General features: G+C 67.5%; 11 protein-coding genes and 1 tRNA gene. 7 read left to right on the top strand and 5 right to left on the bottom strand.

The window, feature by feature from the left end; translation table 11 throughout:
• Nucleotides 1-151 precede the first annotated feature (151 nt).
• Nucleotides 152-2,017, bottom strand: a complete 1,866-nt coding sequence (locus tag AC1PLA_RS12370; protein WP_481104631.1) for an SUMF1/EgtB/PvdO family nonheme iron enzyme — start codon at nucleotides 2,015-2,017, stop codon at nucleotides 152-154.
• Nucleotides 2,018-2,114: 97 nt separating this feature from the next.
• Between AC1PLA_RS12370 and rnd the strand changes: the two genes are divergently transcribed.
• The 5 genes from rnd to AC1PLA_RS12395 all read left to right on the top strand — a co-directional run bounded on the left by rnd (nucleotide 2,115) and on the right by AC1PLA_RS12395 (nucleotide 5,880).
• Nucleotides 2,115-3,209 carry a ribonuclease D gene (gene rnd, locus AC1PLA_RS12375; RefSeq protein WP_481104632.1) on the top strand — a complete coding sequence of 365 codons (1,095 nt, stop codon included), beginning with the start codon at nucleotides 2,115-2,117 and terminating at the stop codon, nucleotides 3,207-3,209.
• 472 nt (nucleotides 3,210-3,681) lie between these two features.
• The gene (locus tag AC1PLA_RS12380; protein WP_039516171.1) at nucleotides 3,682-4,083 is read left to right on the top strand and encodes an H-NS histone family protein; all 402 of its coding nucleotides are present in this window, start codon (nucleotides 3,682-3,684) and stop codon (nucleotides 4,081-4,083) included.
• An 88-nt stretch (nucleotides 4,084-4,171) separates the two neighbouring features.
• Nucleotides 4,172-4,247: transfer RNA gene (locus AC1PLA_RS12385), tRNA-Ala, on the top strand.
• A gap of 172 nt (nucleotides 4,248-4,419) precedes the next feature.
• The gene (locus AC1PLA_RS12390; protein WP_481104633.1) at nucleotides 4,420-4,596 is read left to right on the top strand and encodes a hypothetical protein; all 177 of its coding nucleotides are present in this window, start codon (nucleotides 4,420-4,422) and stop codon (nucleotides 4,594-4,596) included.
• Between the two features lie 204 nt (nucleotides 4,597-4,800).
• Nucleotides 4,801-5,880, top strand: a complete 1,080-nt coding sequence (locus AC1PLA_RS12395; RefSeq protein ID WP_481104634.1) for a sensor domain-containing diguanylate cyclase — start codon at nucleotides 4,801-4,803, stop codon at nucleotides 5,878-5,880.
• 220 nt (nucleotides 5,881-6,100) lie between these two features.
• Here AC1PLA_RS12395 and AC1PLA_RS12400 read toward each other — a convergent pair whose 3' ends face one another.
• Nucleotides 6,101-6,610 carry a chemotaxis protein CheW gene (locus tag AC1PLA_RS12400; RefSeq protein ID WP_024939283.1) on the bottom strand — a complete coding sequence of 170 codons (510 nt, stop codon included), beginning with the start codon at nucleotides 6,608-6,610 and terminating at the stop codon, nucleotides 6,101-6,103.
• 11 nt (nucleotides 6,611-6,621) lie between these two features.
• On the bottom strand, nucleotides 6,622-8,280 hold the full coding sequence (locus AC1PLA_RS12405; protein WP_104622786.1) for a methyl-accepting chemotaxis protein: 1,659 nt from the start codon (nucleotides 8,278-8,280) through the stop codon (nucleotides 6,622-6,624).
• Between the two features lie 300 nt (nucleotides 8,281-8,580).
• Between AC1PLA_RS12405 and AC1PLA_RS12410 the strand changes: the two genes are divergently transcribed.
• The gene (locus AC1PLA_RS12410) at nucleotides 8,581-9,201 is read left to right on the top strand and encodes a DNA-3-methyladenine glycosylase (RefSeq protein ID WP_481104635.1); all 621 of its coding nucleotides are present in this window, start codon (nucleotides 8,581-8,583) and stop codon (nucleotides 9,199-9,201) included.
• On the opposite strand, the gene AC1PLA_RS12415 is transcribed toward AC1PLA_RS12410, so the two are convergent.
• Complete coding sequence (locus AC1PLA_RS12415; protein ID WP_481104636.1) at nucleotides 9,141-13,535, bottom strand: DEAD/DEAH box helicase; 4,395 nt, start codon at nucleotides 13,533-13,535, stop codon at nucleotides 9,141-9,143. The two genes, AC1PLA_RS12410 and AC1PLA_RS12415, sit on opposite strands and share 61 nt — an antisense overlap.
• Before the next feature lie 365 nt (nucleotides 13,536-13,900).
• Here AC1PLA_RS12415 and AC1PLA_RS12420 point away from each other — a divergent pair, with 365 nt between their 5' ends.
• The gene (locus AC1PLA_RS12420; protein WP_039516191.1) at nucleotides 13,901-14,281 is read left to right on the top strand and encodes a DUF3301 domain-containing protein; all 381 of its coding nucleotides are present in this window, start codon (nucleotides 13,901-13,903) and stop codon (nucleotides 14,279-14,281) included.
• Nucleotides 14,282-14,481: 200 nt separating this feature from the next.
• Here the strand turns inward: AC1PLA_RS12420 and AC1PLA_RS12425 are convergent, their stop codons facing one another.
• On the bottom strand, nucleotides 14,482-14,922 hold the full coding sequence (locus tag AC1PLA_RS12425) for a ClpXP protease specificity-enhancing factor (RefSeq protein ID WP_016901612.1): 441 nt from the start codon (nucleotides 14,920-14,922) through the stop codon (nucleotides 14,482-14,484).
• Nucleotides 14,923-14,955: the final 33 nt, after the last annotated feature.

Raw genomic sequence — 14,955 nt, forward strand, 5'->3', positions numbered from 1 at the left:
CGGGCAGTGTTCGCTGCGGTTAAGCCTGCGCGTCCTGGTCCTGCGGCGGTAAAGGCTCGGCACTGCGGGGTGCGCAAGCCATCCGGACCGCACGGCGATCGATCACCGTGCAGCCGCAAACCACGCATGCGCACTGACTTACAGTTGCGCCCTAGATCCCGCGCGCCACCCGGAAGCCGATCCGTGCGCTGGTGCTGTCCGAATCCTGCGACTGCCGCCAGGCCGCACGCGTCTGCTGCGGCGAGTTGGCCCAGCTGCCGCCGCGGATCATGCGCTGCCGGCAGCCGGGGTTGAACCAGGCGGCACCGTCGGCCGGCGCGCGTCGATAGCTGGCATGCCAGCAATCGGCCACCCACTCGCTCAGGTTGCCGCCCATGTCGTGCAGCCCCCAGGCATTAGCGCGAAAGCTGCCGACCGGCGCCGGGCCCCAGAAACCGTCGCCGTAGCCGACAAAGCCGTTGTTCCAGTGCCGGCCGCTGCGCGAGACATCGTTGCCGCCGGTGAAGTTGCCCGCATCCAGCGGCGGCGAGCCGGCATTGCCCCAGGGATAGCGCCCGGTGGTGCCGGCGCGCACCGCGTATTCGAACTCGGCCTCGCTGGGCACGTGGTAGTGGCGGCCGGTCTGTTCCGACAGCCAGCTCGCATAGGCTTCGGCGTCGCGGATGCTGACGTGCATCACCGGGCTGTTGGGCGCGGCCTGCGCACCGTTGTAGTCGGACTGCCAATCCACCCCGCTGCGGCGGATGAAGTTGCCGCTGCGCTCGTCGTACACCACCGAATGCCCGCGCCGGGTGGCACGCGGGCGCGCACCGGTCGCCTCGACGAACTGGCGGAATTCGGCAACCGTCACTTCGGTGATCGACAACGCAAACCCGCGCGCAAAACGCACGTAATGCGCCGGGCGCTCGTTGTCGGAGGCGCCGGGCTCGGCATCACTGGCGCCCATCTGGAACGCGCCATGCGGCACCACGATCATCTGCGGACCGCGCCCGCCAACCTTGAGCCCGTCGGTGAACACCTGCCCGGGGCGAAAGCTGCCGTAATGGGTGGCCAGTTCCAGCCGCCGGCGCAGATCGCCGGCCACCGCATCGCCCGGGTCGGCGATGCGCAGCACCTCGGCCAGTGTTTCGCCAGCCGCCTTGAGGCCGCGGGGCGAGGTGAGATCGTGCAGGCCGGCGTCGTGCAAGGCGGCGATCTGGGCACGACGCATGCGCTCGATGCGCGCACGTGCATCGGCAATGGTCGGTGCGCGCTCACGCACCTGCCCGGCCATCTGCAACCAGTAGCGTGCGCCGATGAAGTCGCTCGCCTCGGCCGCCTGCTCGGCGCGTGCCAGCAGGCCGCTTTCCACCGCAGCCAGCCCCTGGCGCGTGCGCGGGTTGTCCGGATCCAGCTGCGCCGCATCGCGAAAGTTCACCAGCGCCCCGTTGCCGTCCTCGCCCAGGCGGCCGCCACGCAGATCCTCCTCGCCGGCACGGTTGAAGCTCAGCACCCGTTGTGCGGTTTCCACTGCGCGCTGCAGTGCACGCACCGTCGGGTCCTGCGGAGCGAGCGCCAGCGCCACGATGGCCAACTCACGCGCCTGTTCCAGCGCGCTGTCCTGACGGTCGGTCTGCGCGATCAGCGCCTGGCCGCGCTCGATCAACCGACGCCGCGCCTGCTCCAGCCCGCGCCGGCTGGCCGCGTCCTTGCCGTCGGCGCGTTGCTGGATTGCCAGATACAGCGGAATCGCATCGTCGGCGTCGCGATAGAGCCGATCGTCCTTCAATGCTTGGTCGGCGCGCTTGCGCACCTGCGCCAGCGGCTCATCGCCCAGGTCCACTGGCGGCGGCTGCCATTGCGCCACGGTTTCGGCGGATTCTTCGCCACCGATGGACACATTCGGCTTGCTCGGCACCGCGGCGGCGGCAGCAGGTTGCGGCGCAGCGGCAGGCGCTGGCGTCGGTGTCCGCGAACAGGCGCACACGCTTAGCGCAACCAATGCCCACGCTGCGATCCGGTTACCGCACTCACCCACCACCTGCTCCTTCCAGTGCTCTGCCGCACGACAGGCGATCGCGACGTTAGGCTATTCTGCGCGTTCTGCGCAAACCCTTGCTGTCGACGGAAATCACGTGCCCCATTGGATCACCCACCCCTCCGAGCTGAGCGAACGCCTGCAGGCGTCGCGCCCGTCCCGCATTGGCCTGGATACCGAATTCATTCGCGAACGCACCTACTGGCCGCAACTGGCGCTGGTGCAGATGGCCATCGGCGAGGAGATCCTGCTGATCGACCCACTGATCCCGGGCATGAACGCGGCGCTCGCGGAGTGGTTGACCGCCACCGACATCGTCAAGGTGATGCATAGCGCCAGCGAGGATCTGGTCACCTTCAAATGTGCGTGCGGGGTATTGCCGCGGCCGTTGTTCGATACCCAGATCGCCGCCGCGCTGGCAGGCGTGGGTGGTGGCATGGGCTACCAGAAACTGGTGCAGGAAGTGACCGGCACCTTGCTGACCAAGGGCGAGACCCGCTCGGACTGGATGCGTCGCCCGCTGTCGCCGGCGCAGCTGGAATACGCTGCCGACGATGTGCGTTACCTGTTCGCCATCCATGACGAACTCACCCGCCGCCTGACCCAACAGGGTCGCCTGGACTGGCTGGCCGAAGACGCCGAGCGCCTGCTCGCCACGGTGGAGCATGACGATGGCGAGCGCTGGCCGCATGTGAGCCTGCGCACCGCGCAGTTCCTCGAGCCTGCAGCGCAGCGCCGCCTGTTGCGCCTGTTGCGCTGGCGCGACCTGCAGGCGCGCCAGAGCGATCGCCCGCGCAGCTGGATTTTGGACAACGAACTGGCCAGCCAGCTGGCGCGCTTTCCGCCTGCCGATCTGGATGCCTTGCTGCGCCAGTTCGACAAGTTTCCCAAGGCGCCGCGCAAGCTCGCCGCCGCAGTGTGGGAAGCGCTCAACACGCCGCTGCCCGACGAGGACCATGCACCGCTGGCGCAGGCGGCCACCGACGGCAACAAGGCCGTGCTCAAGCGCCTGCAGGATGCGGTGGCCCAGCGCAGCCGCGAGCTGGGATTGCCCGACGGCATCCTGGCCTCGCGCCGGCATCTGGAAACCCTGATCGAACAGCGCAGCTGGCCCGCACCGCTGGGGCAATGGCGCCGCGACGCGCTGGAAGCGCAGCTGACGCCGTTGCTGGAAGACGCTGCAGCGCAGTGAGGTGATGCAGTGGTCGCTAGGCCACGCATCCCACGCGGCCGTGGTGATGCGGGCAAGGCGCAGACGGCCGTACGCCAGCTGCGTCTGCACATCGCCGGCCGTGGATCAGATCAGAAATTCGAGCAGCATCCTCTTCCATTGCCGCATCTGCCCTTGCACAGCGCGCTATCGAAACCGGCGCAGTCCATCGGACATGGTTGGCCATCATGCAGTCAATCTCTGGCCGGCGCCGCACGGAGATGTCATCCCGCCTGGCCTGCTGCTGTATCGTTACGGCCGGGGTCGCCGCCTGCGAAAGCATGCTCGGCGACCTCGCCAGGACACTGCGAACCCGCGACCAGACCCTGTGAATAGCCTGCTCGCGTCATGTGCAGGTGCAGGCACACGCAACGGCCGCCCCCGGGCCACATGCCATAATGACGCGTGCCCATTGGGCAACGTCTCCACCCCCTTATTCCGAGGCCATACCTCTGTGAGCAATACCACTTCCAAACTGGATTCCATCGCACAAGCCAAAGCCAAGCTGCTGGACGAGCTGCAGAAGCTGGAAGAACAGGAAAAGACCGAGCGCGCGAGTGAGGCATCCTCTGCGCATGCCACCATCGTCTCGCTGCTTGAGCAGTTTGCCGGCCACTTCAATACCAAGCAGCGCAACGATATTGCCGCTTACCTGGGCACCACCGCTGCACGCAAGGAAGTGGTCAAGAGCGGCCGCAGCGAAGTCAAGCCGAAGTACGAACTGCCGCACACCGGCGAGACCTGGTCCGGCCGCGGCCGCACGCCCAAGGCCTTCGCCGCCTGGGAAGGCTCGGTGTCGTACAAGGAATGGAAGGCCAAGAACCCGGACCTCAAGTTCCCGCTGGTTCGCGAGTGATTGCCGCAGGATCGCGCCCCCGGGCGGCGATCCAGGCCGCCGGCCTGCTTGGCGAATCGCGCGACATGTGGTTAGAATCCAGGCACGTGGGGCGGTAGCTCAGCTGGGAGAGCGTCGCGTTCGCATCGCGAAGGTCGAGGGTTCGATCCCCTTCCGCTCCACCATTGCTTCAATCGTAAAGGCCTCGGAAACGTCATGTTTCCGGGGCTTTTCCGTTCTGGGCCCCTGCATCGGCAGCGCGTCGGCCTGGTGCATGCCAGGCCCCGGTACGGCCATGTCGCCAGGATCACATCGAGCGCGCTAACGTCCGTTTCATCATCACGCCGGACGCAAGCCATGAGCAACAAGCAGAGCCAGCCCGACAAGGCCGCCGACAATCAGTACGGTGTTTCGGAGAGCCAGCAGGATCGCAAACAGGATGAGGCCGCCAAGCAGCGCCTCGGGCAGAAGGACATGCAGATCCATGACGAACAGACCCGCCGCCCCAAGGGTAACGACGGCCAGGGCGAATGAGACGCCAGGCAGGGCGATTCTGCAGCGCGTCAGCGGGGAGTCGCTGCCGCTGACCTGCCCTGCATGATGTGGCAAGATCGGTGACGGGCGTCATCCGCTGGGGTGGATGAGCTCTGCGCCAACCAACGCGTGCGATGGGCCCAGACACGGCAGCGCCACGCGCATATCCATCGCCTGACGGCGCCTTGTTCCGGTGGTCTATCCATGCAGATTCCTGACGCGTCCGCGTTGCACCTCTTCCACGCGACGCTGCTGCCGCGCAACGCCGCCGTTGCGGCGCGGCTGCCGGCGAACGAAGACGAACGTCTGGTTGCATTACAGGACTACCAGCTGCTGGACACTCCACCGGAGCCGGTCTATGACGCCTTCACCTCGAGCGCGGCCGAGGTTTGTGGGACGCCGATGGCCCTGATTTCGCTGATCGACACGCAGCGCCAGTGGTTCAAGTCGAAGCTGGGCATGGCGCCACGCGAAACCCCGCGCGAGCTGTCGTTCTGCGCGCATGCGATCCTCGAACCCGACCAGGTGATGGAGGTGGGCGACACCCACCAGGATGCGCGCTTTGTGGGCAATGCGCTGGTCACCGGCGAGCCGCAGATCCGCTTCTATGCCGGCGCCCCGCTGCTGACCTCCGATGGGATCGCGCTGGGCACGCTGTGCGTGCTGGATCGCACACCCCGGCGCCTGTCGGTGGCCGAGCGCGACGCACTGCAGGCGCTGGCACGGCAGGTCGTCGACACCATCGAGCTGCGGCGTGCGGCCAAGCTGGTCGAGCTGGACGCGCTGCGCGACGAACTCACTGGCGTGTGGAACCGCGCCGGTCTGGAGCATGCGCTGCAGACACACGCACAAAGCTCACCCACTGCCGCCACGCCATCGCTCGCCCTGGCGCTGATCGAGCTGGATGGCTTCAAACGGCTGAGATTGCAGGCGGGCGCCGCGGCGGCGGATGCAACGCTGATCCAGGCTGCCAGGGTGATCGAAGCGCAGTTGCCGGATGCCGCCACGGTGGCACGATTGAGCCGGGATCAACTCTGTATTGCCTTGCCGGAAACAGCGGCAACCAAGGCAATGGAGCTGATCGAGGCTGTGCGCAAGGCGATCGAAGCGGCCAGCTGGCCAGCCGGCGCACTGACGATCAGCGCAGGGCTGGTCGAGGTGGCAGCCGGTGCCTCGCTCGACAGCAATGCCTTGCTGGCGCGCGCGCGGCACGCCCTGCAGGGCGCGATCGGCAATGGACGCAATCGCGTGCAGCGCTTCAATGGCTGGCATCTGCAGGACTGAGCGGCAGACCGCGCGTGGGCTCGGCGAGGTAGGCCAGCAGGGCGCTGATCGACACGACCCCGCCTCAGGTAGCTAAGTCGATGCCGGTGTAGGGCTGCAGTCTTTCCAATTACCAACGCAGTGTACACACACCCGCCAGCGCGCCTGTCTGGGCGGCTGACGCGTGTAGCGATCAGCGGTCAGGCGGCGCAGCCGTATCGCCAGCTGCGCTTGGCCAGACTCAGGCTGCCAGCGCATCGGTGTTGCCGGCAATTTCGTCCACCTGCAGCACCTGCTCCATCTCCAGCAGCACCACGAAGCGCTCGCCCACCTTGCCCATGCCGCGCAGCAGGTCGCGGCGGATATGCGTGCCGAACGATGGCGCCGCTTCGATGTCCTGATCGGCCAGTTCGATCACCGCGTTGACCGCATCGACCAGCACCCCGATCACCTGCGTTCCCTGCGCCTGCTCGGTGGCCAGGATCACGATGCAGCTGCGCTTGCCGATCGCGCTGTCGGCACGCCCCAGCCGCGATTGCAGATCCACCACCGGCACCACCGCACCGCGCAGGTTGATCACCCCGCGCACGCAGGCCGGCATCGACGGCACCGGCGTGGGTGCGCGGTACTGGATGATTTCGCGGATGCCAAGAATGCTGATGGCGAAGGTTTCGCCATCCAGCTGGAAGGTCAGGTACTGGGCCGCCGCATCGGCGTCACCAGGCATCACATCGGGGGTCTGTGCAGTCATCGATCGGTCTCTCAGAAGCGGGCGAACTGGCCTTCGTCCGGGCCCTCGGACATCGCATAGGCAGGTGCCGCGGCGCTGCGCCAGCCGCGCGCACCGGGCGCACGTGCCGGGCGTGCAACCGCCACCTTGCCGCGCTTGGGCGGCGTACTCGCCGGCCCCTGCCCGCCCAGGCGGAAGAACGCCATGCTCTGCTGCAGCTGCTCGGCCTGTGCGCTCATTTCCTCGGCAGTGGCGGCCAGTTCTTCCGACGCACTGGCATTCTGCTGGGTGGTCTGGCTCAGCTGCACCACCGCCGAATTGATCTGGCTGACGCCGGAGGATTGCTCTTCGGAGGCCGCGGAAATCTCCTGCACCAGGTCCGAGGTGCGCTTGATGCTGGGCACGATGGTGTCGAGCAGACGGCCGGCGCGATCGGCCAGTTCGACGCTGGAACTGGCCACCTCGCCGATCTCCTGCGCGGCCACCTGGCTGCGTTCGGCCAGCTTGCGCACCTCGGCGGCCACCACGGCAAAGCCCTTGCCATGTTCGCCGGCGCGCGCCGCTTCGATCGCTGCATTGAGCGCGAGCAGATTGGTCTGATACGCGATGTCGTCGATGATGCCGATCTTCTGCGCGATCTGCTTCATCGCCTGGGTGGTGGCGACCACCGCTTCGCCGCCTTCGATGGTCTCCTTCGCGGCCTGCGTGGCCATGCCATCGGTGATGCGGGCGTTTTCGGTGTTCTGGCTGATCGATGCGGTCATCTGCTCCAGCGAGGCACTGGTCTCTTCCACACCGGCGGCCTGTTCGCTGGCGGCCTGCGACAACGACTGTGCGGTGGCGCTGACTTCTTCCGACGCGCTGGCCAGGGTTTCGGCACTGGTGTTGACCTCGCCGACCACTTGCGACAGCTTCTGCACCATCGTGCGCATCGCTTCGAGCAGCTGCGCGGTTTCGTCGCGGCCATGCACGTCGATGCGCATGGTCAGATCGCCTTCGGACAGCCCGTTGGCCACCGTCACCGCGCGGCGGATCGGGCCGGTGACGCTGCGGCTGATCACCACGCCGAGAACCGCGCCGAGCAGCACGCCGCCGCAGATGATGGCCATCAGCAGCTTGGAGCTGCGCGCATGGATGCTGCCGGCTTCGGCATTGGCCGAGGCAGCGCTGCGCTCGCGCAGGCCGCTCAGATCGGTCATCAAGGTATCGACTTCATCCGAGCTGGCACGCACCGCACGCGAGAGTTCGGCAAGTTCCGGGTTGGCGTCGCGCAAGGCTTCGCGGTTGGCGGCGTCGATGAAGCGGCCGCGCTCTTCCAGGTATTTCTGCCAGGCGCGGTCGAACTGCGCCAGCTTGTTCCTGCCTTCCTCGGTCTGGAAGCTGGAACGCGCGCGCGTCATGTAATCGACCACCTTGGCGGTGTACTTGTCGATGTTCTGCACATGCGACTGGCGCTCTTCGGCGCTGCTGGCCAGCAACAGGTTGGCGCGTGCGCGGCCGGCGTAGATCAGATTGATGTTGGCCTCCTTGACGTTCGACAAGCCGAGCAGCTCGCGCTCGTAAAGCGAGGTCGACAGGTCGCTGATCCGACCGGAGTTGGAATAACCCACCCACCCGATGCATGCGCCGATCGCCGAGACGATCAGGAACGCCACGATCAGCCTGGTTCCGATTCTGAAGTTGCCTAACATTGGGGAGTTCTCTTGAAGGTGGTGCATGCGCGACCTGCGTCGCAGGGTCGCCCGGTGGCCTGGTGCGGGTGCCGCTCACTGTGTGCGGCTTGTCTAACCAATCGCTAATGGCTATCGGCGAGGCCAAAACGCGCTTGAGACGCAAACGGCACTTAACCGCGTATTCACACCATCGGATATGCGCTTTTGTGACCGGTCACGCGCTCGTACGGTCCGCGTTCGGAAAATTCCTACCCCTGGTTCCTGCCGTGTCCGGAACAGTCCGCTGGGACATCACGACTGCGCGGTTAGGCTTGGCGCATGTCATTGCAAGCACTTCCACGCAGCTTCTATGCGCACGATGCCCGCCAGGTCGCGCCGCGCTTGCTCAACAAGGTATTGGTCAGCGCGGACGGACGCCGCGGCCGCATCACCGAGGTCGAGGCGTATTGCGGCAGCGAAGATCCGGCCGCGCATTCGTTTCGCGGCATGACCCCGCGCACGCAGGTGATGTTCGGCGCACCGGGGCATCTGTATGTGTATTTCATCTACGGCATGCATTGGGCAATCAACGCGGTGTGCGGCGGTGCGCCCGGGCATGCGGTGCTGATCCGCGCGCTCGAACCGCTGGCCGGGATCGCAGCCATGCAGGCCGCGCGCAACGCCGCTCCACTCAAGACCTTGACCACCGGTCCCGGTCGCCTGGCCCAGGCGTTCGGGGTGAGCGCGACGGACAACGGGCTGGATCTGACCGACGCAGGCGCACGCCTGTGGATCGAGGACGACGGCCTGCCGCCGCCCTCCGCAGCGTTGGCGACGCCGCGCATCGGCATCCGCAAGGCGGTGGATGCGCCGTGGCGCTGGGTGGTCGCGGACAATCCCTATCTGTCGCGTCCGCTGCCGCGCGCGACCGGCGCACGCGCGCTGCTGCCGGGCGACTGAGCCAGCCATTGCTCCATCGGCGTCTGCTCGGCGGCGCCCGGTCCACGCTGCAGCAGGCGCAGGGCCTGCTCGGCCTGTTCCTCGCTCAGGTCCTGCAGCGGCTGGAAGCGATCTGCCGCCCACACCGCCATCGGCAGGCCATCGAGATACGCCACACGGTTGCCCGGCACGCGCGCCACGCGCTCGCCCGGCAGGACGCTGCCCAACAGATTGCTCGGGTCGCTCGCACTGACGCATACCCACTGCTGCGGCAAGGCCTGTGCACGCACGCGGCGCAGCGCCGCAATCGCATCCGGCAACGCGAACTGCTCGCCGGACAGCCCGGCGATGAAACGCCCGCCACGGATCTCGCCACGCGCTTCCAGCCGCTGATACATGCGCAGCAACTCGCGCCACGGCGGCAACCACGCTGCCTCGCGCTCCAGCAGCCGCCAGCAGACCACGCCGTAGCGCCGCAACAAGGTATGCGCCACATGTTCGAGCATGTCCTGGTGGCGCTCGCCGGCTTCGGCCAGCGGCAGCTCCGGCAGCGCGCGTACCGGCGCCCAGCGGCCGGCATCGCGAATGCCCAGCGCGCTGGCGCGGCGCCGGTGGCGCGACAGCGCCGAGGGACGCTTGGAGGCCGGCACCAGCAGCGCGCGCAGCCCGGCGTAGCTGTCGCAATGCGCACGCCCACGCATCACCAGTTCGCTCAGGGCATCTTCCAGCTCGGTGCTCATCAGGCGGGCCGCATCGGCAATCTCGTCGAAGAACAAGGCGCCCTGCTGCTGCAGCACCTCGGCCACCCGTTGCGCGCGCGAGCCCAGCGGCGCGTCGTCGGCATCGCGTGCCAGGCTGCTCCAGCGCTGCGCCTCGCGACGCGGCAGCAACACGATCGGCGTGCTGCGCAGCGCGGCACCGCTACGGCCACCACCGGGCCGCAGCCGCGCCCACACGGTGCGCCCGGCGGTGCACAGCTCGTCCAGCCAGGCCGGTTGATAGTCGCGCACGCGTGCCGGCAGCAGCTCGCTCTCCCACAGCACCGCAGGCGCCTCGAAGCCTTCCAGCTGCCCGACCACGCCGGCCAGTGCATCCGGCCCCGCCACCCGGCTGGCACTGTCGAGGTGCTGCCACTCGAACAGGAACCGCGCGTAATCGCGTTGTGCCACCGGCTCGATCTCGCGACGCAACCGTCCCAAGGTATAGCGATGGATGCGCGCCAGCAGATGACGTTCGCACCATTCTTCCGACGGCGCCTGCGCGCTGAAATGGCCGGCCATGACATAGCCCTCGCGCTGCAGGGCGGCCAGGGCAAGCACGATCTCGGACTCGGGCAGGTGTAAGGCGCCGGCCAGGGCCGGCACCTGCGCCGGGCCGACCGCAGACAGGCGGCCGCGCAGCAGCTCGCGCACGGCCCAGTCGCGCTGCCAGTCGGCAACGCGGCAATCTGCCGGCGCCTGCAGCGGCGGTAGCGCAACGGCGTGCGGATACAGTGGGGCAAACCAGTCGATGCGCTCGGCACTGATCCACAGCGCAGGCACACCGTCGAACGCAAGACAGCTGGCACGCCCATCGCCTGCAAGTGCAGCCAACCAGCCCTGCCAGTGCGCATCGCCCGCTTCATCGACCGGAAGCACGCCGAGGCCGACCAATGCTTCGTGCATTTCTTCGGCATCGCGCGGCTGCGGCCAGGCCTGTTCGCGCACTGAGGCGATCGCCTCGGGATCGAGCTGCCCCAGGTCGTCGCTGCTCTGCGGGGTATAGCGACGGCTTTGCACGGCCTGGGTGCGGCGTTCTTCCAGCGGTGCGTCGTCCAGGAATGCGTACGGCCGCGCATTCAAGGCTTCGGCCGCCAGTGGCGACGGTGCCGCCAGATCGCGCGCGACAAGCGTGATCGCCCCCGACTCCAGCCCGCGCAGTACCTGCAACCAGCCCTCGCTGTCCATGGACTGATGCAGGCAGTCTTCCAGTGTCTGCGTCACCAACGGATGATCCGGCACCTCGCGCTCGCCGACCAGATTTTCCGCGCAGGCGACCTGATCGGGGAACACGGTCGCCAGCAGATCTTCCGACTTCATCCGTTGCAGTTGCGGCGCGACCTTGTTGCCACCGGCAAAGCGCGGCAGCGCCATCGCATTGGTCGCATTCCAGCGCCAGCGCACGCCGAACAGCGGAGCATCCAGCAAGGCCTGGATCAACACATGCTCGGCCGATGACGAATGCAGGTAGCGCGCCACCTCCTCCAGGGCAAAACTATGACTGGTGGACAGCGACAACACGATCGCATCCTCGGTCGCGGCGGCCTGCAGTTCGAAGTTGAAGGTGCGGCAGAAGCGCTTGCGCAACGCCAGCCCCCAGGCACGATTGATGCGGCTGCCGTACGGCGAGTGGATCACCAGCTGGGTGCCGCCGCTGGCATCGAAGAAGCGCTCCATCACCAGGCACTGCTGGGTCGGCATCGCGCCCAGCGCGGTGCAGGCATGGGCGAGATAGTCGACCAGCTGGCGTGCCGCTTCCACCGAGAGATCCAGCACGGTGTGCAGCCAGTCGCAGGCCGCCGGATGTGGCGGGCTATCCAGCCGCAGCGCAATCTCGCCGCGTAGACGCGATACCGCCGCCGACAATTCGTCGCTGCGGCCGGGCGCCTCGCCCAGCCAGAACGGGATATTCGGTGGCGCGCCCTTGGCGTCTTCCACCCGGACGCGCCCGGCATCCACACGCAGAATGCGGTAGCTGGCATTGCCGAGCTGGAACACATCGCCGGTAAGACTTTCGACCGCGAAATCCTCGTTCACCGTGCCGATCTTTTCGGCCTTCGGCTCAAGCACCACACTGTAGTCGCCGGTTTCTGGGATGGTGCCGCCGGAGGTCAGCGCAGTCATGCGTGCGCCGCGGCGCGCATGCAGGCGTCGATGCACCGCATCGCGATGCAGGTAGCCTGCACGCGGCCCGAGCCGTGTGCTGAAGCCGTCGCACAGCATGCGCACCACGTCATCGAAGCTCGCGCGGCTCAGCTGCGCGAACGGCCAGGCGCGTCGCACCAAGGCGAACAGCGCATCTTCGTCCCAGTCCTCGCACGCAGCCTCGGCCACGATCTGTTGTGCAAGCACATCGATCGGCGCCAGCGGAATGCGCAAGGCGTCCAGCTCACCGCGGCGCACGCTGTCCAGCAGCGCGGCGCATTCGACCAGCTCGTCGCGGGTCTGCGGAAACAGGCGCGCCTTCGGCGTGCCGCCGACCGCATGCCCGGAGCGTCCGGCACGCTGCAGGAAGGTGGCGATCGAACGCGGCGAACCGAGCTGGCAGACCAGGTCCACATCGCCGATATCCAGGCCGAGTTCCAGCGATGCGGTGGCCACCAGCACGGTGAGGTCGCCGGCCTTGAGCCGCTGCTCCGCCAGCAGACGCGTTTCGCGCGACAGGCTGCCGTGGTGCGCGGCGACGCGCTGCTTGCCGAGCAGATCGCCAAGATGGCGCGCAGCGCGCTCGGCCATGCGCCGCGTGTTGACGAACACCAGCGTGGTGCGATGCTGCTGCGCGAGCGTGGCGACATCGGCATACACCTGCAGCCACTGATCGTTGGACATCACCACGCTCAGCGGCGTCGGCGGCAGGGCCAGGGCCAGATCGCGCCTGCGGGTGTAGCCGATATCGACGATCTCGCACTGCGGCGGCTGGCCGGCATCGCCCGACCCGACCAGGAACTGCGCCACGGTCTGGATCGGCTTCTGCGTGGCCGACAGCCCGACGCGGGTGATCGGGCGCTCGGCCAGCCGCTGCAATCGCTCCAGGGTCAGCGCCAGATGACTACCGCGCTTGTCCGCGGCCACCGCATGGATCTCATCGACGATGACGGTGCGCACATGCCGCAACGCAGTGCGCCCGGAGGCCGAGCCCAACAGCACATACAGCGACTCCGGCGTGGTCACCAGGACATGCGGCGGCGTGCGGCGCGCCTGTGCGCGCTCGCGTTGCGGGGTGTCGCCGGTACGCACCGCCGTGCGCACCGCCACATCCGGCAAGCCGCTCGCGACCAGCGCCGTGCGGATGCCCTGCAACGGCGCATCTAGATTGAGGTGGATGTCGTTGGACAACGCCTTCAGCGGCGACACGTAGACCACCCGGGTTTCGTCCGGCAGCGCGCCGCCATTGGCCAGGCCATCGCGGATCAACGCGTCGATGGCCGCGAAGAACGCGGTCAGCGTCTTGCCCGAGCCGGTCGGCGCGGCCACCAGCGTGTGGCGTCCGGCCTGGATCGCCGGCCACGCGGCAATCTGCGCCGGCGTGGGCGCAGCGAAGGTCTGCGCGAACCACGCAGCCACGACAGGATGGAACTGCTGCAGGACAGGATGCATAGGCAATGCCGCAGGCCGCGATGCCAGGCCAGACGCGGCGTGTGGATTCAACGGGGCGAAGTCCAATGGATGGGGTTGCGCTGCGCCCGACACAAGTCGAGCCCGGGAATGGCGGTGAATGGTTAAAGCGGCTGTCGGCCTGACTGCGCAGCGGCCAAATTGGCGCGTCCGCTGCACCGATTCGACCTGCTGCAACCTTCCCGTCAACTCCAGTTCTACCGCGCGCGATGCCGAGCACTTGCGCGACGTGACGACAGCCGTTGCTGGTGCAGCGAAGGGATGCCTGCACAAGCGGCGGATGCCGGCCGGCACATCGGGTCGCCAGCCACCAGCCATCAACGCAACGCTGCGGCCCGGCGCGACGATTGTCGATCGGGCGCAGGCCATGGCACATTGACGCCATGCCCAGCCTTATTCTCTTCATGATTGCCGGCGCCGCGCTGTACGCGTTCTGGAACTCCTCGCGCGCGGCGGCCGAACGTGCCGATATCCTCGGCCGCAATGCCTGCCGCGCCGCCGATGTGCAATGGCTGGATCAGAGCGTGCATTCCACCAACATCCGCATCTGCCGCAAGCCCAATGGCTGGCTGGGCTTCGAGCGGACGTTCCGGTTCGAGTATTCCTACGACGGCATCGACCGTCATAGCGGCCGCCTGGTGCTGCGCGGCGATCAATTGATCGCCTTCACCGGACCGCAGGTGGCCACGGTGACGCCGTTGAGCCCGGACCATCAGCGCCTGAACTGACCGCGATTGGGTCGATATATGCGTCTGCAGGCACTTGGCCTGCATGCAGTGCCGCGCGACTGAAGATCCGCGTTGCTGCCGCTATCCACGACGCCGATGCACACATGCAACGGCGTGCTTTGGTGGAAACACGTGCGATGCAAGCCACACGCGTACATGGCGCAACAACGTACGGACGCGCGATGCGCGTCCGTGCTTGCTTACTTGACCACGCGCAGATGCGGACGCTTGCCCGCGCTTGGCGGCTCGTCCGGCGTGGGCGCGCTTGGCGGCGGTGCACCTGGATCCGGCGGCTCGGTGCTGGTGCCGGGGATATCGTCCGGCAAGGCCATGCCCTGCCCGGTCTCGCGTGCATACACCGCAAGGACCGCGGCCATCGGCACCATCACCGGATAACTGACGCCGCCAAAGCGCGCGGTGAACTGCACGCTTTCGTTGTCGACCTGCAGCCCGACCACGGCGCGCTCGGCGATGTTCAGCACCACGCGGCCGTCCTTGACGGCACTGGCAGGCACCTGCACGCCGGGCAGCCCAGCGTCCACCAGGACGTGCGGGGTCATGCCGTTGTCGTTGATCCATTCGACCAAGGCCCGCAGCAGGTACGGGCGATGGCTGGTCATGCGGGGGAAATCTTCGCTCATGACGTCATTTTACCCGCACACGGCCCGCAGCGG

It is taken from the genome of Xanthomonas sp. NCPPB 1826 (genome assembly GCF_056725285.1).